The organism is Luteibacter sp. SG786 (genome assembly GCF_011759605.1).
In the GTDB taxonomy this organism is placed as follows: domain Bacteria; phylum Pseudomonadota; class Gammaproteobacteria; order Xanthomonadales; family Rhodanobacteraceae; genus Luteibacter.
The window spans coordinates 2,104,977-2,128,225 of the sequence record NZ_JAAOYX010000001.1 but is presented as its reverse complement, the minus strand read 5'-3'; the positions used below and the strand labels follow the sequence as shown (position 1 = coordinate 2,128,225).

The 23,249-nt window shown below is 65.5% G+C and carries 21 protein-coding genes, 1 tRNA gene and 1 riboswitch; of the genes, 12 read left to right on the top strand and 10 right to left on the bottom strand.

The genetic code is table 11. From position 1 onward, the window contains the following. Nucleotides 1-12 precede the first annotated feature (12 nt). A complete protein-coding gene (nth, locus tag FHS47_RS09805) occupies nucleotides 13-642 on the top strand; it encodes an endonuclease III (RefSeq protein ID WP_167027884.1) in 630 nt (209 codons plus the stop codon). 111 nt (nucleotides 643-753) lie between these two features. Here the strand turns inward: nth and FHS47_RS09800 are convergent, their stop codons facing one another. The 4 genes from FHS47_RS09800 to FHS47_RS09785 form a co-directional block, all read right to left on the bottom strand. Next, nucleotides 754-2,271 carry a SulP family inorganic anion transporter gene (locus FHS47_RS09800; RefSeq protein WP_167026291.1) on the bottom strand — a complete coding sequence of 506 codons (1,518 nt, stop codon included), beginning with the start codon at nucleotides 2,269-2,271 and terminating at the stop codon, nucleotides 754-756. A 9-nt stretch (nucleotides 2,272-2,280) separates the two neighbouring features. After that, entirely contained in the window at nucleotides 2,281-2,970 is a 690-nt protein-coding gene (locus FHS47_RS09795) for a carbonic anhydrase (protein ID WP_167026288.1), read from the bottom strand. A gap of 120 nt (nucleotides 2,971-3,090) precedes the next feature. Continuing rightward, entirely contained in the window at nucleotides 3,091-3,456 is a 366-nt protein-coding gene (locus FHS47_RS09790; protein ID WP_167026285.1) for a hypothetical protein, read from the bottom strand. Nucleotides 3,457-3,716: 260 nt separating this feature from the next. Next, complete coding sequence (locus FHS47_RS09785) at nucleotides 3,717-5,093, bottom strand: carbohydrate porin (RefSeq protein WP_167026282.1); 1,377 nt, start codon at nucleotides 5,091-5,093, stop codon at nucleotides 3,717-3,719. 215 nt (nucleotides 5,094-5,308) lie between these two features. Here FHS47_RS09785 and rnt point away from each other — a divergent pair, with 215 nt between their 5' ends. From rnt to phoU, 6 genes are all read left to right on the top strand, one after another. Beyond that, a complete protein-coding gene (rnt, locus tag FHS47_RS09780; protein WP_167026279.1) occupies nucleotides 5,309-5,968 on the top strand; it encodes a ribonuclease T in 660 nt (219 codons plus the stop codon). A gap of 147 nt (nucleotides 5,969-6,115) precedes the next feature. Continuing rightward, nucleotides 6,116-7,132, top strand: a complete 1,017-nt coding sequence (gene pstS, locus FHS47_RS09775; protein WP_167026276.1) for a phosphate ABC transporter substrate-binding protein PstS — start codon at nucleotides 6,116-6,118, stop codon at nucleotides 7,130-7,132. 116 nt (nucleotides 7,133-7,248) lie between these two features. Then, nucleotides 7,249-8,277, top strand: coding sequence for a phosphate ABC transporter permease subunit PstC (gene pstC, locus FHS47_RS09770; RefSeq protein ID WP_167026273.1), 1,029 nt, complete (start codon nucleotides 7,249-7,251; stop codon nucleotides 8,275-8,277). Then, nucleotides 8,277-9,143: a phosphate ABC transporter permease PstA gene (gene pstA, locus FHS47_RS09765; protein ID WP_167026270.1), complete on the top strand. Its 867-nt coding sequence runs from the start codon at nucleotides 8,277-8,279 to the stop codon at nucleotides 9,141-9,143. Before pstC ends, pstA begins: the two co-directional genes overlap by 1 nt. Before the next feature lie 82 nt (nucleotides 9,144-9,225). Next, entirely contained in the window at nucleotides 9,226-9,969 is a 744-nt protein-coding gene (gene pstB / locus FHS47_RS09760) for a phosphate ABC transporter ATP-binding protein PstB (protein ID WP_247741423.1), read from the top strand. A gap of 23 nt (nucleotides 9,970-9,992) precedes the next feature. Continuing rightward, nucleotides 9,993-10,706 carry a phosphate signaling complex protein PhoU gene (phoU, locus tag FHS47_RS09755; RefSeq protein ID WP_167026265.1) on the top strand — a complete coding sequence of 238 codons (714 nt, stop codon included), beginning with the start codon at nucleotides 9,993-9,995 and terminating at the stop codon, nucleotides 10,704-10,706. Between the two features lie 111 nt (nucleotides 10,707-10,817). On the opposite strand, the gene sugE is transcribed toward phoU, so the two are convergent. From sugE to rnr, 4 genes are all read right to left on the bottom strand, one after another. Further along, nucleotides 10,818-11,132 (bottom strand): quaternary ammonium compound efflux SMR transporter SugE, encoded by a 315-nt coding sequence (gene sugE / locus FHS47_RS09750; RefSeq protein ID WP_167026262.1) that lies wholly within the window; start codon nucleotides 11,130-11,132, stop codon nucleotides 10,818-10,820. Between the two features lie 134 nt (nucleotides 11,133-11,266). Continuing rightward, nucleotides 11,267-11,536, bottom strand: coding sequence for a hypothetical protein (locus FHS47_RS09745; protein ID WP_167026259.1), 270 nt, complete (start codon nucleotides 11,534-11,536; stop codon nucleotides 11,267-11,269). Beyond that, nucleotides 11,533-12,279: a 23S rRNA (guanosine(2251)-2'-O)-methyltransferase RlmB gene (gene rlmB / locus FHS47_RS09740; protein ID WP_167026256.1), complete on the bottom strand. Its 747-nt coding sequence runs from the start codon at nucleotides 12,277-12,279 to the stop codon at nucleotides 11,533-11,535. The genes FHS47_RS09745 and rlmB overlap by 4 nt, the downstream gene beginning before the upstream one ends. Further along, a complete protein-coding gene (rnr, locus tag FHS47_RS09735) occupies nucleotides 12,276-14,879 on the bottom strand; it encodes a ribonuclease R (protein WP_167027881.1) in 2,604 nt (867 codons plus the stop codon). Before rnr ends, rlmB begins: the two co-directional genes overlap by 4 nt. Nucleotides 14,880-15,113: 234 nt before the next feature. Between rnr and FHS47_RS09730 the strand changes: the two genes are divergently transcribed. Then, nucleotides 15,114-15,198, top strand: a tRNA-Leu gene (locus tag FHS47_RS09730). A 59-nt stretch (nucleotides 15,199-15,257) separates the two neighbouring features. Further along, nucleotides 15,258-15,617 carry a hypothetical protein gene (locus FHS47_RS09725; RefSeq protein WP_167026253.1) on the top strand — a complete coding sequence of 120 codons (360 nt, stop codon included), beginning with the start codon at nucleotides 15,258-15,260 and terminating at the stop codon, nucleotides 15,615-15,617. 16 nt (nucleotides 15,618-15,633) lie between these two features. Here the strand turns inward: FHS47_RS09725 and FHS47_RS09720 are convergent, their stop codons facing one another. Continuing rightward, the gene (locus tag FHS47_RS09720; RefSeq protein ID WP_167021750.1) at nucleotides 15,634-15,867 is read right to left on the bottom strand and encodes a hypothetical protein; all 234 of its coding nucleotides are present in this window, start codon (nucleotides 15,865-15,867) and stop codon (nucleotides 15,634-15,636) included. Between the two features lie 135 nt (nucleotides 15,868-16,002). Continuing rightward, nucleotides 16,003-17,949: a ricin-type beta-trefoil lectin domain protein gene (locus tag FHS47_RS09715; RefSeq protein WP_167026250.1), complete on the bottom strand. Its 1,947-nt coding sequence runs from the start codon at nucleotides 17,947-17,949 to the stop codon at nucleotides 16,003-16,005. Nucleotides 17,950-18,327: 378 nt separating this feature from the next. Then, nucleotides 18,328-18,422: riboswitch (glycine riboswitch) on the top strand. Nucleotides 18,423-18,450: 28 nt separating this feature from the next. Here FHS47_RS09715 and gcvP point away from each other — a divergent pair. The 3 genes from gcvP (at nucleotide 18,451) to FHS47_RS09700 (ending at nucleotide 23,128) form a co-directional block, all read left to right on the top strand. Beyond that, nucleotides 18,451-21,330, top strand: a complete 2,880-nt coding sequence (gcvP, locus tag FHS47_RS09710; RefSeq protein ID WP_167026249.1) for an aminomethyl-transferring glycine dehydrogenase — start codon at nucleotides 18,451-18,453, stop codon at nucleotides 21,328-21,330. A 260-nt stretch (nucleotides 21,331-21,590) separates the two neighbouring features. Next, nucleotides 21,591-22,256: a carbonic anhydrase gene (locus tag FHS47_RS09705; RefSeq protein WP_167026246.1), complete on the top strand. Its 666-nt coding sequence runs from the start codon at nucleotides 21,591-21,593 to the stop codon at nucleotides 22,254-22,256. Then, nucleotides 22,253-23,128 (top strand): bestrophin family ion channel, encoded by an 876-nt coding sequence (locus FHS47_RS09700; RefSeq protein ID WP_167026243.1) that lies wholly within the window; start codon nucleotides 22,253-22,255, stop codon nucleotides 23,126-23,128. Before FHS47_RS09705 ends, FHS47_RS09700 begins: the two co-directional genes overlap by 4 nt. Nucleotides 23,129-23,249 lie beyond the last annotated feature (121 nt).

Below are 23,249 nucleotides of genomic sequence, written 5' to 3'. Positions count from 1 at the left end.
GACGTGGTCGAGATGTTCACCCGCCTGCGCGAGTTGAACCCGCATCCGAAGACGGAACTGGAATACACCACCCCGTTCGAACTGCTGGCCGCCGTGGCGCTCTCCGCGCAGGCGACCGACGTGGGCGTGAACAAGGCCACGCGCAAGCTCTTTCCCGTGGCGAACACGCCGCAGAAGATCCTGGATCTGGGCCTGGAAAAGCTCAAGGGCTATATCAGCACCATCGGCCTCTACAACAACAAGGCGAAGAACCTCATCGCCATGAGCCAGATCCTCGTCGACCGCTATGCGGGCGAGGTGCCGACCACGCGGGAAGCCCTGGAGGAACTGCCGGGTGTCGGCCGGAAGACCGCAAACGTGGTGCTCAACACGGCGTTCGGCCAGCCCACCATCGCCGTGGACACGCACATCTTCCGCGTGGCCAATCGCACGGGCCTGGCGCCCGGACCCGACGTGCGCAAGGTCGAGGACAAGCTGGAAAAGGTGATCCCGAAGGAATTCATCCAGGATGCCCACCATTGGCTGATCCTGCATGGCCGCTACGTGTGCAAGGCGCGCAAGCCGGAATGCCCGCGTTGCGCCATCGTCGATTTGTGCGCGTATAAGCACAAGACGCGTCCGGACGACACGAAGAGCGACTGATGGCGAAAGGTCACCGACACCTGTAGGAGCCGCCATGGCGGCGAGGAAACCTCGCGACGAACTCGCAAGAATTCTCTCGCCGCTATAGCGGCTCCTACACGGTGGCGTTTGCTACGCTGCGCTTCTGGCGCCCTCCACGCGCCTTCCCAGTTCCTGCCAGTCCACCACCAGTTCGCAACCACGCTTCGAGGCATTGCGGCCCCACTCGCGCAGCAGTTCCAGCGACGCCTGGTCGATGTGGTGCAGGCGGTCGAGCATGACCGAGAGGCGCGTGTTCGGCGGAATGCGCTCCAGCGTGCGTGCCATGGTCGGCACCTTAAGGAAGGTGGCCGAACCTTCCAGGTGAAGCGTGGCGGCACCCGGTTCATCGTGGTGCGTCACGTCCATCTTCAGCCTGGACGACAGCAAGGCAAGACGCAGCAGCGACATGCCGAAGCCGATGATCACGCCGGTGAGCAGATCGGTGGCGACGATGGCGACCGTGGTGGCCACGTAGACCGCCGCGGTGCCCTTGCCATAGACCGCGAGGTCCTTGATCTGCTTCGGGTTCACCATCTTCACGCCGGTGAAGACGAGGATGCCCGCGAGGCAGGATACCGGCGTCATCCGCATCAGCCACGGCAGCAGCATCACGAAACCCAGCAGCCACGCGCCGTGCATGATCGCCGCCATGCGCGTGGCGGAGCCCGCCTGCACATTGGCCGCACTGCGCACGATCACGCCGGTCATCGGCAGTGCACCGAGGAAGCCGCAGATGAGGTTGCCCACACCCTGCGCCGTCAGCTCACGGTCGAAGTTGGTCCTCACGCCGTCGTGCATCCGATCCACCGCCGCCGCCGAGAGCAGCGTCTCCGCGCTGGCGATGAAGGCGAAGGTGGCGGCGGCCACGAGCAGCGTGGCGTCGAACACGCCGAAGAAGCTGCCGAAGGTCGGCAGGTTCACCGCGGAGAACAGGTTGGAAGGTACGTCCACCCGTTTCACGTCGAGCGCGCCGAACTGCGCCGCGAGCGTCATCGCCACCACGGCCAGCAGTGCGCCCGGGACGAAACGCAGCTTCGCGGGGCGGAGCTTTTCCCAGCCGAGCATGATGGCGATGGTACCGAGGCCGACCATGAGCGCCGCGGGAGCTTGCCCCTCGCCCGCACCCGTGATCGATTCCCAGGCCGCCGCTGGCAGTGCGGCGAAGTTTTCCAGGCCGCGCGCTTTCGGAATGGCATCCAGCAACACGTGCGACTGCGAGGCCACGATGAGAATGCCGATACCCGACAGCATGCCGGCCACCACGGCCGGCGACGTCATGCGGAACCAGACGCCGACACGGCACAGCCCGGCCACCACCTGGATCAAGCCGGCAAGCAGCACGACGGGGCCGAGCGCGGCCACGCCGTGCTCACGCACCAGTTCGAACACCAGGACGGCCAGACCCGCCGCCGGCCCGCTGACCTGCAGCGGGGAACCGGCGATGGCACCGACCACGATGCCGCCCACGATGCCCGTGATCAGGCCCGCGCTCGGCGGCATGCCCGAGGCGATCGCTATGCCCATGCATAGCGGCAGTGCGACAAGGAAGACAACCACCGATCCCAGGAGGTCGCGGCCGAACAGGCCTTGTGAGAAATAGGCGCGCATGGTGAATCCTTAAGCGGCGGAAGCAACGCGCATCGGCGTGGAGAACCGCGCATGCGGCGTCGCGTCGGGCACGTTGTCGTCGCCGGCGATCAGGGGGCGGAAACGCCCCTCGGCCGGGTCGAAGGCGGTGATCTCCGTCTTCGCGATGTCGTAGATCCAGCCATGGATACGCAGGCTTCCGTTCGCCATCGCCGCGGCGACCGCCGGGAGCGTGCGCATGTGCTCCAGCTGGCCGACCACGTTCTCCTCGGTAAGGTAGCGAAGGCCTTCCTCGCCCTGGATCGTCGGGCGGTTCTCGGCCACCACGTAACGGGCGACGTCCGCATGCTTCAGCCATTGCTCCACGGACGGCTTGCCCTTGAGCGCCGCCGGGTTCTGCAGCGCCTTCATGGCGCCGCAATCGGAGTGGCCGCAGATGACGATGTGCTGCACCTTCAGCGCCGTGACCGCGTATTCGATGGCGGCCACCACGCCGCTGACGTGCTGCGCATAAGGCGGGACGATGTTGCCCACATTGCGATACACGAAGATGTCGCCCGGCTGCGTCGAGAAGATCATCTCGGGCATGATGCGCGAATCGGCGCAGGTGATGAACATGGTGTGCGGGGTCTGGCCCGAGGCAAGGCGGGCAAATAGCGCGCGCTGCTCGTCGGTCATATGACGGCGGAAATGGTCGAAACCTTCGATGAGACGTTCCATGACGTGTTCCTCGTTCAGAGCGTTGGGGGTGGCGGGCGCACGCGCGTCCGCCTGCGCCTGGCGAAGCCGCAGGCGCGTGGGGAAAGGGTCGCGGGGCATGGGCGCGGACGCGCCCGGGGATCAGGCGATCGGGGGGCGGAGTTCGGAACCGCGGTGGTGCGCGTACGACGTGGGCACGTGGCCGGCAGGCTGGCCCGCATAGTGGCGCGACACGGCGACCACGTGTTCCGGCGGCAGGTCGAAGGTGTCGTCGAGGTTGCCGTTGTTGTCTTCGAGCGACGTGACGATGTCTTCGTCGCCAGGGTCGGCGGCATCGCCGGCCGCATCCTCGAGGTCGAGGATCAGCGGAGCATGCAATGCATCCGCGGTGCCGTCCGCCACGTGGCAGGGCATGGCATGAACCCCGGCGCACACGACGAAAAGCGCGAGGAACGCGATGAGCGTGCCTGCGATGCGTCGTACGGTCTTGACCGGAGAATGGTTCATGCAGCCGAAACTACGTAGCGAATGTGACAGATGCAAGGGGTTTCCGTGCCCGATTCAGCCTCGATGCGTATTTCGTGCGAAAAACTCGTCACAGCGCACGGTTTCGCGACATGGAGAGGGGCTCGAACGCGATTTTGTTCAGCCTTCGCGGTTGAAAGAGCGCACCCGATGCTTGAGACGATTCGCAATAGCAAACAAAAAACGGCGGGCTCGCGCCCGCCGTCGGTTCGTCCTTGAGTCGAACTCCCTTCCGATAACGGTCAGAAGCTGAGCATGCCCCAGAAACCGACTTCGTCGGTCTTGTAGTGGTACGGGGTGGCGTACGGGCCGTCGAGGCGATTGTGCTTGTACACCAGGGCGAGCTTCAGGTTCTTCAGCACGTCGTACGAGACGCCGGCGTTGTAGTACTTGTCTTTCAACTCGCGTTCCGTATCGGCGATCGTCGTGTACTTGTAGCTGACGCGATCGTAACGGGCGAACACGGCCCACTGCGGGTCGAAGTGCCAGTCGGCCCACAGCGAGTAACCGTCGGCCTTGTCCTTGATCGACAGCGGGGCCGGGGCGGAGCCACCCTGGTACTTCAGGATGTCGTCCCAGTTCTCGGAGTGGAAATATTCCACGCCGGCACCGAAGGTCTTGTCGCGCCATGCCACGAGGGCGTCGCCACGGGTTGCGGTGCGCGTCGGGGCGCCGCTCTCCACATCGTTGCCACGCTTGCCCGTGTAACCGCCGACGGCGATCACCATCTGCTCGATCGGCAAATAGCCGAAGCGGCCTTCCGCGTCCACGCTCTTCGAACGGCTCAGATTGCGGTAACCGCGGCCATTCACGACGGACAGCTGGTAGTTGATCGAGTTGTCGCCGGTGGTGGCGCCGAGGGCGTGCAGGCCCCAGTCCGACGAGTTGGCGAAGGCGCCCACACCACCCGCGGTCGCGGTAGAGCCGCTGCGGCCGCCCTCGAACGAGCGGTCGGTGATGGTGTTCTCGACGTAGCGGTAGCCGTACCACTTCTCGACGAACGGAATCCACGGCATGTCGGCCGCACCCAGTCGGAGCGTGAAGAGCGGATCGAACTTGCCCTGCACGTAGGCCTTCTTCACGAAGAGACTGGTCTGCGACAGCGTCGACTGGTAGTTGAAGTCGGTGGTGAGGTTGACCGACCAGATGTCGTCGAAGGTGTGGTCAACCGTCAGGTAGAAGCGCTTGACGTCGAAGCCCGTGCCGTTGGTGGCACCGTGGCCGTCCTTCTTCACGTTCGGACCGTTGCCGACCTTCTCCTTGTGATCCATGTCGGACACGTCGAAGAACATCGTGCCGCCGATATGGGTGCTGTCCACGAACTTGGCCAGCTTCTCGACCTTCTTGGACAGGTCGTCGGTCGGCTTGGCGGCGGCGACCTGCACGTCGTTCACGGCCTTGGCCGTTTCGATCTGTGCGTCAGCCTGGGCTTCCTGCTTGCTCTCGAGGTCGGCCACCTTGGCCTGGAGGGCGGCAAGCTGGGCCTGCAGCTGCTGGAGGGTGGCGGCGTCGACCGTGACCCGGGCCGGCTGCTGCGACTTCGGCGTCGCGGCAAGGGCCGAGAAGCTGGTCACGCCCAGACCGGCGGCAATGGCCACCGTGAGCAACTTGGAACGCATGGGATGTCTCCGCTTAAGGAAAGAAATGGCGTTTGGCTATGAACCCCTGTGCCCCCTTGAGATTTTTCGCTCCGAAAATGCTCAAAGGGGCCAACGCCGCGAAGAATGGGCCGCAAGATTTACCGTTCCATGCCTTTTTTGTTGCAAATCGACGACACGCGCACATCCGCTTAACGGGCGCACCCCGCGCAGGCCCGGGCTGATATCCTTTGCGGATGGATACGACGAGCAACAGCACCGCTTCGACCATGGCCGGGCGGTTCAGGGGATTCCTGCCGGTCATCGTGGATGTGGAAACCGGCGGATTCGAGTCGGAGCGCGACGCCCTGCTCGAAATCGCCGTCGTGCCCGTGGCCATGGAGCCTTCCGGGTTCCTGGTTCCCCAGCCGGCGGTGGCGGCCAATGTCGAGCCGTTCCCGGGCGCCAACATCGACCCGCGCTCGCTGGAGATCACGGGTATCGACCCTGACCACCCGTTTCGCGGCGCCTTGCCCGAGCGGCAGGCCCTCGACCACGTGTTCAACACCGTCCGTGAGGCCGTGCGGGCGGCCGGGTGCCAGCGTGCAGTGCTGGTGGGCCATAACGCCGCCTTCGACCTGGCATTCCTGAACGCGGCGGTGCGCCGCGTGGGCCACAAGCGGAATCCGTTCCACCCGTTCAGCTGCTTCGACACCGCCACCCTGGGCGGGCTTGCCTATGGGCAGACGGTACTGAGCAAGGCGGTACTCGCCGCGGGGCTCGCATTCGACACCCGCGAAGCCCATTCGGCCATCTACGACGCCGAGCGCACGGCCGAGCTCTTCTGCGAAATCGTCAACCGCTGGCGGCGGCTGGAACTCGCCGAACGCGAGCAGGCCGCTCCCATCGTCGCTTGAGCCTGTTCGTAAGTTCCTAATATGACACCAGAATGGCTGGTGTCATCTGCTTGAAACATTCGGTACGTCTCATTGCAACACGGCAGGGCTGGAATACGGCCCCGGGCGGGCTTCGCCCGACATCTTTTCCATCGAGGGGATCTCTCCGTGTTCACACGCAAACTCCGCATTGCCGCGCTGGTCGCCGCTTCGCTCTTCGGCATGTCCGCCGTGCAGGCCACCGACATCACCGGCGCCGGCTCCAGCTTCGTCTACCCGGTACTCTCCAAGTGGTCCGCGAAGTACGCGGAATCGACCGGCAACAAGATCAACTACCAGTCCGTGGGCTCGGGCGCGGGTATTGCGCAGATCAAGGAAGGCACCATCGACTTCGGCGCCTCCGACGCCCCGATGAGCAGCGAAGACCTGACCAAGTTCGGCCTCGGCCAGTTCCCGAGCGTGGTGGGCGGCATCGTGCCGGTGGTGAACTTCGGCGCCGGCTTCACCGGCCAGCTCAAGCTCAGCGGCCCCGTCCTCGCCGACATCTTCCTCGGCAAGATCACCTCGTGGGACGATCCGGCCATCATGGCGCTGAACCCGGGCCTCAAGGTGCCCGCCAAGAAGATCACGGTGGTGCACCGCTCGGACGGTTCGGGCACCTCGTTCAACTTCACGAACTACCTGTCGAAGGTCAGCCCGGAGTGGGCGTCGAAGGTGAAGTTCGGCACCGCCGTGGAATGGCCGGCCGGTGTGGGCGGCAAGGGTAACGAAGGCGTCTCGCAGTACGTGCGCCAGATTCCCGGTTCCATCGGCTATGTCGAATATGCCTACGCGAAGAAGAACAAGATCTCCTTCGCGCAGATGCAGAACGCGGCCGGCAAGTGGGTCCAGCCGAACGCCGACACCTTCGCCGCGGCGGCCGCCACGGCCGATTGGGCTTCCGCGAAGGACTTCAACCTGATCATGACCAATGCCTCGGGCGACGATGCATGGCCGATCACGGCGACCACCTGGATCATCATGTACAAGAAGTCGAAGAACCCCTCGCACACCAAGGTGGCGTTCGACTTCTTCAAGTACGCCTTCGACAAGGGCCAGGCCGACGCCGCGTCGCTCGATTACGTCGCGCTGCCGACCACGCTCACCCAGAAGATCCAGGCCTATTGGGGTTCGGACTTCAAGTAAGCAACGAACCGTCCGACCGGTGACACACTTCCGGTCCAGACTGTCGTTCAAGGGGGTCGCCGTCCCGTAAGGGGCGGCGACCCAACGTTTGCAAAGGCCCGGGAAACAGCATTCCTATGCATGCCACCGCCAGCAACGCCGCGACCGCCCCCGCACACACCGGGGCCAGCCGCACGTCGACGGACTCACGCAACGACCTCATCTTCGGATGGGTGTTGAAAGCCTGCGCGCTGCTTGTCCTCCTTTCGCTGATCGGCGCAGCGGGCTCCACGCTCTGGCTGGGCCAGGACGCGTTCCGCACCTTCGGCTGGGGCTTCCTCACCAGCGCCGCCTGGGATCCCAGCAACGACCAGTACGGTGCGCTGGTGCCCATCATGGGCACCGTCGGTACGGCCATGATCGCACTCGTGGTCGCGGTACCCATCAGTTTCGGCATCGCCCTCTTCCTCACCGAGATCGCGCCGCAGTGGCTGCGCGGTCCGGTCGCCTCGGCCATCGAATTGCTGGCCGGCATTCCGTCCATCATCTACGGCATGTGGGGCCTCTTCATCTTCGCCCCGTTCGTCGCCGAGCACATCAAGCCGTGGCTGATGAACAACTTCAGCGCCGAGCCCCCCGACGGGCAGGTATCGTGGCTGGTGCAGCATGTGCCGTGGATCGCGAAGTTCTTCTCCAGCGAATACCCCTTCTTCGGCGCCGGCGTACTCACCGCGGGCCTCGTGCTGGCGGTGATGATCATCCCGTTCATTTCCTCGGTGATGCGAGAGGTCTTCCAGACGGTGCCCACGCGCCTGAAGGAGTCGGCATACGCGCTGGGTTCCAGCACGTGGGAAGTGGTGTGGGACATCGTGGTGCCCTACACCCGCACGGCCGTCATCGGCGGCGTGTTCCTCGGCCTCGGTCGCGCGCTCGGCGAAACGATGGCCGTCGCGTTCGTGCTCGGCAACACCTTCAAGTTCTCCTGGTCCTTCCTCGAAACGGGCAGCTCCATCGCCTCCACCATCGCCAATCAGTTCGGCGAGGCGCAGGGCCTGCAACGCTCCGCGCTGATGGCTCTCGCCTTCCTTCTGTTCGTGGTGACCTTCATCGTGCTGCTGATCGCTCGCCTCATGCTTCGCCGGCTGGCCACGAAGGAGGGCAACTGATGTCCGCGTCGCTCTACACCACACGCCGCATCAAGAACGTCATCGCCATGGTACTCAGCGTGATCGCCACTGGCCTGGGCTTGTTCTTCCTCGCCTGGATCCTCTGGGAAACCCTGAGTCAGGGCGCTTCGGCGCTGAAGCCGCAGTTGTTCACCAAGATCACGGCCTACCGCGAGGAAGGCGGCCTGGCCAACGCGATGATCGGCAGCCTGATCCTCAACTTCCTCGGCATCCTCATCGCCACGCCGATCGGTGTGGCCGCAGGCACCTGGCTGGCGGAGTATTCGCGCCGCTCGCGCCTGGGCCCGACCATCCGCTTCCTCAACGACATCCTGCTGTCGGCGCCGTCGATCGTGCTGGGCCTGTTCGTCTACACGATCGTGGTGCTCCCGTCGAAGTACCTGTCCAACGGCAACGTGACCTTCTCGGGCCTTGCCGGCGGCGTGGCCCTCGCGCTGATCGCCCTGCCGGTCATCGTCCGCACCACCGACGAAATGTTGCGGCTGGTTCCCGGCACGCTGCGTGAAGCCGCGCTGTCGCTCGGCGTGCCGCAATGGAAGCTCACCACGCAGATCCTGATCCGCTCAGCGCGGTCGGGCATCGTCACCGGCGTGCTGCTGGCCCTGGCCCGCATCAGCGGCGAAACGGCACCGCTGCTGTTCACGGCCTTCGGCAATACGTTCACGAGCCTCAACCCGCTGACCCCCATGGCCAGCCTGCCGCAGATCATCTACGAATACACGAAAGACCCAAGCCCTGACATCAACACCATCGCCTGGGCCGGCGCCTTCGTGCTTACGATGTTCGTGCTTGCGCTCAGCCTGATCGCCCGTTTCGCCTTCCGCTCCAAGGTGTCCCATGACTAACATGAACGAAGTCGCCTCCCGGCCCGGGTTCGGCGCGTCGCCCCATGCCTCGGGCGTGGACCTTGGCCAGGTGCCGGCAAAGATGACCGCGCGCGACGTCAACTTCTACTACGGCGATTTCCATGCGCTGAAGAACATCGCCATGGACGTGCCGGAGAAGCAGGTCACGGCCATCATCGGCCCTTCCGGTTGCGGCAAGTCCACGCTGCTGCGCATCTTCAATCGCATCTACGCGATCTACCCGAACCTGCGCGCCACGGGCGAGATCATCCTCGACGGGGAGAACATCCTCGATCCGAAGTACTCGCTCAACCGCCTGCGCAGCAAGGTGGGCATGGTGTTCCAGAAACCCGTGCCGTTCCCCATGACCATTTTCGAGAACGTGGCCTACGGCATCCGCCACCACGAAAAGCTTTCGCGTTCGGAGATGGAAAACCGCGTCGAGCAGGCCCTGCGCGGCGCGGCGCTGTGGGACGAAGTGAAGGACAAGCTGAAGCAGAGCGCCCTGGGCCTCTCCGGCGGCCAGCAGCAGCGTCTGTGCATTGCCCGCGGCATCGCCCTGAAGCCCGAGGTGCTGCTGCTCGACGAGCCCACGTCGGCGCTCGACCCCATCGCCACGAGCCGCATCGAGCAGTTGGTGGAAGAACTGAAGCGCGACTTCACCATCGTCATCGTCACGCATAACATGCAGCAGGCCGCCCGCTGCTCGGACATGACCGCCTTCATGTACATGGGCGAGCTGATCGAGTTCGACCGGACGGAAAAGATCTTCACCAAGCCGGACAAGAAGCAGACGGAAGACTACATCACCGGCCGTTTCGGCTAAGCCCCCGCCTACCGAGGTTAGCGATGAACACCACGCACCAGCACATCATCAAGAGCTACGACGACGAGCTGAAGCGGCTCACCGGCGAAATCGTCAAGATGGGCGAACTTGCCGTCGCGCAGCTCGAAGCCGCCATCGACGTGGTGGAACGCCGCGACGAGCGCGCGGCCCAGCGCGTGGTCGACAACGACGACGCCCTCGACGCGCTCGAACAGGAAATCAGCCAGGACGTGGTCCGCCTGCTCGCCCTGCGCGCACCGATCGCCGGCGACCTCCGCAACGTGTTCGCCGCCCTCCGCATCGCCGCCGACATCGAGCGCATCGGGGATTACGCGGCGAACGTGGCCAAGCGCTCCATCCCGCTGAGCCGTGTGGCTCCGATCACCGCCGCGGGCGGCCTGGCCAACCTCGCCGAACTCGCGGCCGACCAGCTCCGCAACGTGCTCAAGGCGTACCACGACCAGGACGCCGAGGCTGCCTATGAGGTATGGAAGTCGGATGCGGACCTCGACGAGGCCTATACGGTGGTGTTCCGCGCCCTGCTCACGTACATGATGGAAGATCCGCGCAACATCACGCCGTGCACGCACCTGCTGTTCATGGCGAAAAACATCGAACGCATCGGCGACCACGCGACCAACATCGCGGAGAACGTCTGGTTCGTGGTGCACGGCGAGCCGCTGGTGGCACCGCGCACGAAGCGCGACAACACGGCGAATCCGGATTTCGGCAAGTAAGTGTTGCTTTGTGTGGGAGCCGCTTCAGCGGCGATTTGGGGCTGACGACACGCTTGCCCGCTACCGCGGGATCGCCGGTATAACCGGCTCCCACACAGAGCCCGCCATCTTTCAGGCCGTGAGCTTCAGGCCAATGATCCCGGCCAGGATCAACCCGACGCACAGCAGCCGCCATGGCTGCGCCGATTCGCCGAACAGCACGATGCCGAGCGTCACGGCACCTACCGCCCCGATACCCGTCCATACCGCATAGGCGGTACCCAGCGGAAGTTTCTTCGTGGCGACGGCGAGCAGCACGATGCTGATCACCATGGCAACCACGGTAAGCATGCTGGGCAACAGGCGGCTGAAACCCTCGCTGTATTTCAGGCCGACAGCCCAGACGATCTCAAAGAGACCGGCAAGCACGAGAACAGTCCAGTACATGGGAAAGCTCCGCAAGGGCGGGGTCGTCCCCGCGGAGATGATGCGCGTCGTGGGGCCGTCCCCGCGAGCGGACAGGCATTGCGCCTGTCCGCAACCATTTTACCTGGGGTGTGTAACCGCGCGCTGACCAGCGGTTACGGAAGCGGGCCTGCCGCGTTGCGCACGCGTACGCCGCGCACGATCCCGTACACGCTGATGAGGAACCACGCCATTTCCTGCAGGAACGCCGAAAGGTTGAAGGTACCGAAGATCAGCGACAACAGGATGCCGAAGGCACCGACCAGGTTCATGACCTGGTACGGGTACCCCTGCCCCGAGAGCTTGTGCGCCTGGAGCAGAAAGAACGCCACGAGAACCAGCGCCACGCCGATCAGGCCGGCCCAGTCGTGCCAGAACAGGTTCATCGCTTGCTTCCTCGCTGACGTAACGCCTCGAACAACACGATGCCCGTGGCCACCGAAACATTCAGGCTTTCCATGCTCCCGGGCATGGGGATCTTCGCCACGAAATCGCAGGTTTCGCGCGTGAGGCGGCGCATGCCGTCGCCTTCGCTGCCCATCACGAGAGCGATGGGCCCCTTCAGGTCGATGTCGTAGATCGACTGGTCGGTGTCGCCGTCCAGTCCCGTGATCCAGACACCGGCATCCTTGAGCAAGCGCAGCGCACGGGCGAGATTGGTGGCGGCGACGACCGGCACGAGGTCCGCGCCGCCCGCCGAGGCACGACGCACCGTGGGCGTGATGCCCACCGCGCGATCTTTCGGCACGACCACTGCGGTGACCTTCGCGGCAGCCGCGCTACGCAGGCAAGCGCCGAGGTTGTGCGGATCGGTAACCCCGTCGAGCACGAGCACAAGGGCATCCGCACCGGCGGCGTCGAGCAGTCCAGGGAGATCGTTTTCGCCCCGCAACGGGGGCGTTTCGTAACGCGCGATCACGCCCTGGTGGCGAGCCTCGCCACCCAGCTTCTCCAGTTGCTCCTTGCCCACCGTCTTCACCGGCAGGCCGAGCCGCCTTGCCTGCGCGGCGATCTCGTTCACGCGCGCATTCTTCGAGTTCTGCTCGATCACCACTTCACGGATACGATCCGGATCGTTGGCGAGGGCGCCTTCGACCGGATTGATGCCGACGATCCACGTTTCGCTCATACCTGCGGCTTGCTCCTGGGTTTACGCGAGGACTTCTTCGCCGCGGTTTTCTTCGCGGCAGGGCCCTTTGTCGGCACGGCCTTCGCCGCCGTGGCCGGGGCTTGGGGTTTCGTACCAGCGGCCTGCTTCTTCGCGCCGGCACCGCCGGACGAACGACGCCTCGACGCCGCCACGGAAGCCTCCCTTTCCGTGTGGGAAGCGCGCTTGCGCGCGAATGGCAATGCCTCGGTTTCCGCGGCGCCCCGCCGCGCGGGCCGCGCATGATGCTCCGTCACCGGCTCGGCGGCAACCGGAGCCTTCGCCTTGCTGCCGAAGATGCGCCCGACCGCCTTCTTCGCGGCCTTGCCGATGGCCTTGCCCGCCGCCGCCATGCCGCCGCTTTTCTTGCGCGGCGCGACCGGCGGCGGAGCCGCCGGCGCAGCCGGCTTCGGCAGCGCGGCCAACCGCGCAACGAGACGGAAATCGATCTTGCGATCTTCCAGGCTCGCCCGGAGTACCTGCACGCTCACGTAGTCGCCCAGGCGATAGCTCGCACCGGTACGCTCGCCCGAAAGCAGGTGCCGGACCGGATCGAACTTGTAATAGTCGTTCGGCAGCTGGGACACGTGGACCAGGCCCGACACGCGCGACGCCGCCAGCTCCACGAAGAGGCCGAACGAGGTGACGCCCGTGATGGTGCCCGCGAACTCCTCGCCAACGTGCTTTTCCATCCACGCGCACTTGAACCGCTCGTCGACGTCGCGCTCGGCCTCTTCGGCGCGGCGTTCGCGTTGCGAACAATGCACGGCCATGGATGCCATCTCCGATTCGCTATAGGTATAGCCGGAGGGCTTGCCCTTGGTGAGCGCATAGCGAATGGCGCGGTGAACCAGCAGGTCGGGGTAGCGGCGGATCGGCGAGGTGAAATGCGCATACGCGTCCAGCGCCAGGCCGAAATGGCCCTGGTTCTCCGGATGGTAGACCGCCATGCTTTGCGCGCGCAGCAGCACGGACTGGATCAGTTCCGCCTCGGGGCGGTCGTGCACCTTCTTCAGCAGCGCCGAGAAGTCAGCAGGCGTCACTTCGTCCGCCGGCGGCATCTTCAGCTTGAACTCGCGCAGGAACTGCAAGAGGTCGTCGTACTTCTCCGCCGGTGGCGGCGCGTGCACGCGGTAGAGCGCCGGAATCTTCCGCTTCGAGAGGAACCGCGCCGCCTGCACGTTCGCGGCGATCATGCATTCCTCGATCAGCTTGTGCGCATCGTTGCGATCGGTGGCGCCCATGGATACCACATCGCCCGACGGCGCGAGCCGGAACTTCACTTCCGGGGTTTCGAAGTCGATGGCGCCGCGCCGCTTGCGTGCCTTGGCCATGACCTTGTAGAGGCGATGCAGGGTCTCGACCTGCGGCAGCACGTCGGCGATCTCGTCGCGCACGTCGGCGTCACGCTCGCCCACCGCCTGCCACACCTTGTTATAGGTGAGCCGCGCGTGCGAATACATCACCGCTTCGTAGAACTTCGACTGGACCACTTCGCCGTCTTCGTCGATCTCCATGTCGCAGACCATGCACAGGCGGTCGACCTTCGGATTCAGCGAGCAGATGCCGTTGGAGAGGGTTTCCGGCAGCATCGGCACGACGAAGCCGGGGAAATACGTGGAGGTGCTGCGCTCGTAGGCTTCGACGTCCAGCGGCGTGCCCACCGGCACGTAATGCGACACATCGGCGATGGCGACGATAAGACGGAAGCCGCCGCCTTTCAGTGCTTCGGCGTACACGGCATCGTCGAAATCGCGTGCATCCTCGCCGTCGATGGTGACCAGCGGGAGCTTGCGGATATCCACCCTGCCCTTGCGCTCGTCGGCGCCGACCTTCGGCTCCACTTCCTCCGCCTGGCGCAGCACCTGCGGCGGCCACTCGTGCGGGAGGTCGTGGCTGGCGATGGCCATTTCCACCACCAGCGACGGCTGCAGCCGCTCGCCGAGCACGGCGCGAATGGTGCCGAGGGGGCCACGGTGCGGCGTGGGCGGATCGGTGATCTCGGCCACGACGATCTCGCCCGAGCGGGCACCCGCGTCGCGCCCGGCCGGGATCATGATGTTCTGGTGCAGGCGCCGGTCGTCCGGCTCCACCAGGGTCACGCCGTTCTCGACCACCACCCGCCCCACGAGACGCGGCGAGCGCCGCTCGAGCACTTCCACGATGGCGCCCTGGCGGCGACCACGGCGGTCGATGCCCACGATGCTGGCGAGCACACGGTCCCCGTGCAACACGCTGCGCATCTGCGAGGGGGACAGGTAGAGGTCTTCCCCGCCCTCGTCGGGGCGCAGGAAGCCGTAGCCCTCGGCATTGGCGATCACTCGCCCGGGAATGAGGCTGAGCTTCTGGGCGGGCGCATAGCCGCCGCGACGGTTCCGCAGCAGTTGGCCGTCCCGGATCATCGCCCCGAGGCGCTTGCCGAGGGCGTTGATCTCGTAATCGGTGAACAGGCGGAGGGCCCGGGCGATGTCCTCGGCCATCAGCAGCTCGCCGCGTTCCTCGAGCAGCGCGAGGATGGCCTCGCGGCTGGGAATGGGCTGGTCGTAGCGCTGGGCCTCGCGGTCGGCGTGTGGGTCGACCACCGCCGGCGGCGGCAGGCGGTCGCGGTATTTCGCCAGGGCCTTGCCCGGCCGGGTGGCGTTCGCCTTGCGGGGGCCGCGATCCGCGCCCGAGCCTTTCTTTTTCTTCGTCACTTATGAACCTTTGGATGGGGACGTGAAATAGTTTCACATCCGGGGTGCGAAATCGTTGACAAGTTTCCCCGACCTACCTAATCTACGCGGCTCACGGGGCGGCGACGCTGCTTCGAGACACCTGCCCAGGTGGCGGAATTGGTAGACGCACTAGTTTCAGGTACTAGCGGGTAAAACCGTGGAGGTTCGAGTCCTCTCTTGGGCACCAATTATAGACGAAGCCCCGCAGCGATGCGGGGCTTCGTTTTTTCATGGCGAAGCTTGTTCATGAGCGGCACCCCTACACCCTCGTCCGCCAGCCTGAGTGCCGAAGCTTCCGCCCACCTGGCGCAAGCGCGCGCATACCGGGCCGCGATGGACCGTGCGGCACGCGACACCGCCACCGCGGCCGACGAACTGCGTCGCTACGCGAAGTTCTCCCGCCCCGGGCAACCTTCTGCGCACATCGTGCAACTGCGGCAACGGCAGGCAGCGGCACGCCTGGACTCGGCGCGCGCGAAGCAGGCGTTCCTTCGGGCATCCGCCGCGTTCGTTCACGCAGCCGGACTTGCACTGCCGCCACGCACGTCGCTTGAATCGTTCGTGCTCGGCTGGATCGAACGCGACGGAGGCAACCTGCCGGACTGATCGTCCGGTAACAGCGTCAGGTCCGCTTCGACGAGTCGAACTTGGCGAGCACGATGACGAGCAGAACGACGGTGAGGAGCACCTTCGTCGCTACGTCCCACACACGATGCCCGGCAAGGAAGTCCATCCTCGTCGTGGAGATCATGAGGGCGCAATAGACGGCGATGCTCGCCCAGCCCTCCCAACTCGTTGGACTGATGCCCCAACCGAAGCGCTTGCGACCGAACCAGTAACCCTGTCCTTTCGTCATGTCCGCACTCCGAGGGGCGTCCGGCGATTGTACGCCCCCTCCGTGCGCGAAAGACGCGAGCACGCTGCCTGCGGCATCGTTTTGCATGCGAGCCTCATCGCGAGGCCATCTCGCGACAAGGCTCCATGGCGCCGCCTAAAGCCCCTGCCGAATGACCTCCAGGTGCCAGCGCTGCTCGGCGTCCACCGGCCGGAACGTCGTTCCCCAGGTATCGGGGATGGAGATCGGCCTGTTCCCCGCCGGCGCGGGTTGCTGATCGATGCCCGGACGCGGTGCACTCGGATAGTTGGTCCATGGTTCGAGTGGCGAACCATAGGGGTTCACCGGATAGTCCTGGAACCGTCCTTCCGCGGCGTAGTAGTGCACCCGTCCGCCTTCCACGTAAAGCCTGTACTTCGCGTGGTCGATGAACGAATGCAGGCGGTCTGCACGCCACTCCCATTGCTGCTCGAACGTCAGGCCGCAGGGCCGCGTCACCACGCCACGCGAGGCCGTGTCGGCGGTAAGGCATCGCCCCGTACCGCGATTTACGTAGCGGTTCGATGCGTCCAGGCCCCACATCTGCTTGCGGTCCATGGCGTTGCATGCGGCCAGCACGACATCGCCGTCGTCCTGCAGGCAGGCACCGGTACCCACCGCCGAGCGGATGAGCACCGTGATTTCCGAGGTGAGATGCGGATCGGACATATCCACGACGAACGATGCCGGTACGTCGCGCGTGGCCCAGGTTCGTGCGCGCTCGACCTGCGTGCGCTTCCACCACCATTCGGTGCGCTCGAGTTCGTAACCGGCCGACACGGTCACGGTCGCCAACCCCTCATAGGTGCCAGGCAGGACCCATTCCGACAATGTGTTCAAGGTGATGGCGCGCATCGTCGGCGTCATCTTTTCCTCGCTGAGCTCCGGCGTGCTCGCCGTGCCTCTCTTCACGAGCACGCCCTTGAGGGACTCGTTGAGCAAGGCCTTCCATTCCACCGAATCCGGCGCCTTGGGCACGGCCAGGATCGCGTAGTCCTTGAAGGTGGAGCTCAAGCTCGACTGCTGGGAGTATTCATAACCCAGGGCAACGTTGAACGGCAGCTTGGCAGCGAGCACATCGTCCGGTTTGCCGGAGGCGCTCAACTCCGTCCCCATCGATCCGCCGATGCTGAATCCGCGCGTTTTCGTCTCGCTCCTCGTGAAGTCGGTGCGCTCGTCCGTTTCGGGGAAATGAGAAAGGTAGCGAGGCTGGACGCCTTCGGCTGTCAGCTTCTGGCTGAGCCGGTACTCGATGGGAAGATACGTTCCCCAGAGGTTCTTCCCTGTCCGCCCGCCGTCGACCACGCCATTGTCCGACGTCCTGAGGGTCACACGCGAAACGATGTTGACGATCTTGGCGTCGGAGCTGTTTGTCCGGCTGCGCACCACTTCAATGATGTTGGCTCCCGACACCTCGCCCATCTCGTCGACGAAGTTCACGCTGAAGCGCCGGGTCGGTGCCAGCGGCATCGCATCGCCGCTGCCTGTGGCATCGATGCGGCGTCTGGCGGTCGCGGCCGGGGTTGGCACCTTGGCCGCCGCCGCGACCAGCAGATTGCCCAGTGACGTCGCGTCACCTTCCGCCGCGTAAATCTGCGGTGCACCATCGGCGCCTCGTACGACGACGACATCGCCCGTCATTGCGGGAGCGATGCCGAAAAGCTTCGACACGCGGGCCAATCCCTCGTCGCTGTCGTCGTCCATGTGCAGCAGGACGGGTATCCCTCCCTCATAGAGCCTGCCCAGGGACACGGCATCGCCACTGGAAAGCGGCAGATCCCTTGATGAGAGGGAAATAAGCACCCCGCCCGAGGGGGCGGCTGCGAGGGCGGCGATCGCATCGCCCGAGAGCGCGGCGGCGGGCACGATGGTGGTGCCCGTACCGTCGGGCGACTTGGCCGAGTGGTCGCCTTTCCCGAAGACGACGACGATTTCCGCCACAGGTTCCGCTGAAATTGCCATCGGGCTGAGCAACGGCGGCGCCGCTTCAGCGGATACGGTATGGGCCAGGCCGAAGCCTAGGGCTATTGTCAGAGCATTGAGGACGAGCGTGGGGGCTTTCATGGGGGGGACCTCCTTGGGGTGGCCCTAACCTAGTCCTGGGATGTCGGTCCCCAAATGAGAGTGTTCTCACGCAAAAATCCCCCTCAGACGGGACGTTACGACGCTATTTGCGGGCGTTTGGCGCACGATGCCTGACGATGCTGCCGAGCCCACGCCACGGCAGGACATTGCCCTTCTCGAAGCTAGGCCTTCCCGACGCGTCTTCCCATCGGTCGCCGACACCGGTACGGGGGCTGTGCCTAGCGGCGCCCCGGCGAGGCCGACATCCGCGCCCGCCGCTCTGTATAATCGGCAACGTAAAGCTCGGTGGGAGAAGCGGAAGGAGCCGCTGCCGAAGGCGCAACGCCCGTAATCGCTCAGGCACCCATACCACCGCGCGGTCATCACTCTGGAGAGACCGGTTCGATCCGGCGCCGAAGGTGCAAGGGGCTCCACGCCTCCAAACTCTCAGGCAAAAGGACAGAGGGGCGCCCCACGTGCCGGCACGGCGCGTTACTCCGGATGCCTCCTAAAACCATGAGCCAGAAAACTTCGCTGCGCGACCTCGAAAACCACGGCGCCTTCATCGAGCGCCACATCGGCCCGAACGACACCGAGATCGCCGAGATGCTGCGCGTGGTGGGCCACGCCTCGCTCGACGCCCTCACCGACGCCATCGTTCCCGGCTCGATCAAGTCCCCCGCTCCGCTGGCCCTGCCCCGCGCGGTCACGGAAGAGGAAGCGCTGGCGAAGATCCGCGCGATCGCCGACCGCAATACGGTGTTCCGCAGCTTCATCGGCCAGGGTTACTACGGCACCCTCACGCCGAACGTCATCCTGCGCAACGTGCTGGAAAACCCGGCCTGGTACACGGCCTATACGCCGTACCAGGCGGAGATCTCGCAGGGCCGCATGGAAGCCCTGATCAACTTCCAGACGATGGTCGCCGACCTCACCGGCATGGACATCTCCAACGCCTCGCTGCTCGACGAGGGCACCGCGGCCGCCGAGGCCATGGCGCTGGCGAAGCGCTCTGCCAAGTCCAAGTCGAATGTGTTCTTCGTTTCGAAGGACGTGCATCCGCAAACGCTCGAAGTGCTGCGCACCCGTGCCGACGGCATCGGCATCGAACTGCACGTGGGCGACGACGGTGACGCGGCGAACGTGGAAAGCTTCGGCGTGCTGCTCCAGTACCCGAACACCTACGGCCGCATCAACGACTACAAGGCCCTCGCGGACGCCACGCATGCACGCGGCGGTATCGTCTGTGTCGCCACCGACCTGCTCGCCCTGACACTCATCGCCGCGCCGGGCACCTGGGGCGCCGATATCGTGGTGGGCAACACGCAGCGCTTCGGCGTGCCCTACGGCTTCGGCGGCCCGCACGCCGCTTACCTCGCCTGCCGCGATGCGTACAAGCGCTCGATGCCGGGCCGCCTGATCGGCGTGTCCGTGGATACCGAAGGCAAGCCTGCCTACCGTCTGACCCTGCAGACCCGCGAGCAGCACATCCGCCGCGAGAAAGCCACCTCGAACATCTGCACCGCGCAGGTGCTGCTGGCCGTCATGGCGAGCATGTACGCCGTCTACCATGGCCCCGAGGGCCTGGTTCGCATCGCGCGCCGCACCCATCGTCTCGCCACGATCCTCGCCGTCGCGCTGCGTCGCGCCGGTGTTGCCGTGGGCGACGACTTCTTCGATACCTTGCACGTAACCGGCATCGACGCGAAGGCCATCCATACCAAGGCGGCCACCGCACAGGTCAACCTGCGCGCGATCGACGCGTCGAGCGTGGGCATCAGCCTCGACGAAACCACCACGCGTGCAGACGTGATCGCCCTCGCCGGCCTCTTCGGTGCCGGCATCGCCGACATCGACGCGCTGGACGGCGAAGTGCATGATGCCCTGCCGCGCCAGCTGCTGCGCGACATGGACTTCCTCCAGCATCCGGTGTTCAACACGCACCACAGCGAGCACGAACTGCTGCGCTACCTGCGCGGGCTTGCCGACAAGGACCTGGCGCTCGACCGCACCATGATCCCGCTCGGTTCGTGCACCATGAAGCTCAATGCCACCGCGGAAATGATCCCGGTGACATGGCCGGAGTTCGCCAACATCCATCCGCTCGCCCCCGCCGACCAGGCGAAGGGCTATAAGCAGCTCATCGACGAGCTGGAAGCCATGCTGGTGGAGTGCACCGGCTACGACGCCGTCAGCCTGCAGCCCAACTCGGGTGCGCAGGGCGAATACGCCGGCCTGCTGGCCATCCGTGCCTACCACCGCTCGCGCGGCGAAGGTCATCGCGACATCTGCCTGATTCCCGAATCCGCGCACGGCACCAATCCGGCATCCGCGCAGATGTGCGGCATGACGGTTGTCGTCACGCGCTGCGACGCCAACGGTAATGTCGACGTGGACGACATCCGCGAGAAGGCGGAGAAGTACGCCGACCGCCTCGCCGCCATCATGATCACCTACCCCTCCACGCACGGCGTGTTCGAGGAAGACGTGGTCGCCATCTGCGAAGCCGTGCACAAGCATGGCGGCCAGGTGTACACCGACGGCGCGAACATGAACGCGCTGGTCGGCGTGGCGAAGCCCGGCAAGTGGGGCTCGGACGTCTCCCACCTCAACCTGCACAAGACCTTCTGCATTCCGCACGGCGGCGGCGGCCCGGGCGTGGGCCCCTGCGCGGTGAAGTCGCACCTCGCTCCGTTCCTGCCGCGCGCTTTCGGCGGCGAGGGCGAAGTGGGCATGGTCAGCGCGGCCACCTTCGGCTCCGCGTCGATCCTACCGATCTCGTGGATGTACATCACGCTGATGGGCACGGAAGGCCTGCGCAAGGCGACCCAGGTGGCCCTGCTCAACGCCAACTACATCGCCAAGCGCCTCGCGCCGCACTTCAAGACGCTTTACACCGGCCGCAACGGCCTCGTGGCGCACGAGTGCATCCTCGACCTGCGTCCCCTCAAGGACGCCACGGGCGTGGGTGCCGAAGACGTGGCCAAGCGCCTGATCGACTTCGGCTTCCATGCACCGACGCTGTCGTTCCCCGTCGCCGGCACGCTCATGGTCGAGCCGACCGAGAGCGAGTCGCTGCACGAACTCGACCGCTTCATCGACGCCATGATCCAGATCCGCGACGAAATCCGCGCGGTGGAAGACGGCCGCCTCGACCGCGAGGACAACCCGCTGCGCAACGCCCCGCACACGGCCACCATGGTCACGGGCAGCGAGTGGACGCACGCCTATCCGCGAGAACTTGCGGCCTTCCCGCTGCCGTCGCTGAAGCTCTCGAAGTACTGGCCGCCGGTGTCGCGCGTGGACAACGTGTACGGCGACAAGAACGTGATGTGCGCCTGCATCCCGATCGACGCTTATAAGGAAGACGTGGAGGCGTAAGCCTCCGCAAGGGCCGGAAACGGGCCGCCCTGCCGACGCAGGGCGGCCTTTTTTCTGGTTCTTCACGCGGTCGAGGCCCCATGTGGGAGCCGGCTCTGCCGGCGATCCCGCGGCAGCGGGCACTCTCGCGAGACGTATCGCCTCTGAAGCGGCTCCCACAGGATCGGCGCCATACTGCCGCGAATCCCCTGCGCGCCGCTTTGGCATAAACTTCGCCGGTTGCCGCGCCCTCGCGCGGCCCGATCTTCCGAGGTGAACGCATGACCCAGGGTACCCCCCGCGACGACAGCCTCCTTGGCCTGCTCAAGGGCGTCGAGGACTTCAGCCACAAGATCTTCCCCGAGCGCGAGCAGCTCTTCAACGAGCTGGCCGAAGGCCAGAGCCCCCACACCCTGTTCATCACCTGCGCCGATTCCCGCGTGGTGCCGGAGATGATCACCCAGACCCAGCCGGGCGAGCTGTTCGTCTGCCGCAACATCGGCAACATCGTCCCGGGCTACGGCGAGATGCTCGGCGGCGTGTCGGCGGTGGTGGAGTTCGCGGTCATGGTGCTGCGTGTCCGCCACGTGGTGATCTGCGGCCACACCGACTGCGGTGCCATGAAGGGCCTGCTGAACCCCGATTCCACGCGCGACCTGCCCACCGTCGAGGCATGGTTGCGCAACGCCCAGGCCGCCAAGAGCGCCGTGTTCGCGCGCAAGCTCGAAGGCGCGGCCGCCATGAGCGCCCTGATCGAGGAAAATGTTCGCCTCCAGCTGGCGCACCTGCGTACGCACCCCGCGGTGGCTGCGGCACGGGCCAATGACGCCATCAGCCTGCAAGGCTGGGTGTACGACATCGGCGACGGCACCGTCTCCGTGCTCGACGGTGCCACCGACCGCTTCATTCCCCTGGCGGAAGCCATCCGTCGCGAGAACGGCGTGTGATCCTGCCCGGACGCGCCCACCTCGGGCACATCCTGCACTACGTCGGCAAACCGTTGGTCTGGTTGCTGGCATGGGACATCGCCGTCACCGCGTTCTGGTACCTCGTGCACCCGGTGTGGATCGAGTTTCCCACCCTCCCCATCACGTTGCTGGGCTCCGCGGTCGCCGTCTATCTGAGTTTCCGCAACACGACCGCCTATGCGCGCTGGTGGGAGGCGCGCACGCTGTGGGGTGCGATGGTGAACGCATCGCGCACCCTCGCGCGCGATGCGCTCACGCTGCTGGCGGATCGGCACGTCGCCGCGCGTGTGATCCATCGCCAGATCGCCTACGTGCACGCATTGCGCATGCACCTGCGCCGGCAGACGCCGTGGGACGAACTGGACGGCCGCCTTCCCTCCGACGAACTGGAACGCCTGCACGGTGTGCTCAACGTGCCCAATGCCGTTCATTCGCGCACGGCAGCGGCCATCGCCGACACGGGAACCGATCCCATCCTGCTCGCCACCTTCGCGCGCACGCTGGCCGACATCTCGAACGCACAGGGCGGCATGGAGCGCATCAAGAACACGCCGCTGCCCCAGCAATACGCCGTCTATCCGGCCATCTTCACGCACGGCTTCTGCCTTCTGCTGCCCCTGGGCCTGGTCGAAACCCTCGGCCTCTATACGCCGCTCGGTTCCACCGTGGCAGGCTTCCTGTTCCTTGCCCTGCTGCAGATCGGCAACGACATGCAGAACCCGTTCGAAAACAAGGAAGACGACGTCCCGATGACCGCCCTCACGCGCGGCATCGAGATCGACCTGCGCGACGGGCTCGGCGAAGCGCATGGCCTGCAACCCGTGCAACCGGAGGACGGCATTCTCTGGTAGCCCGTTCGGGCTGCCGTCGTGCCGCCCGCCACCGCTGCCCTGCCCCCACGCTTGCGCCGCGGCACGCAATCCCTGTTATAACGGGATTTCAATCGAGATAAATCGATAGCTGCCGGAGGTT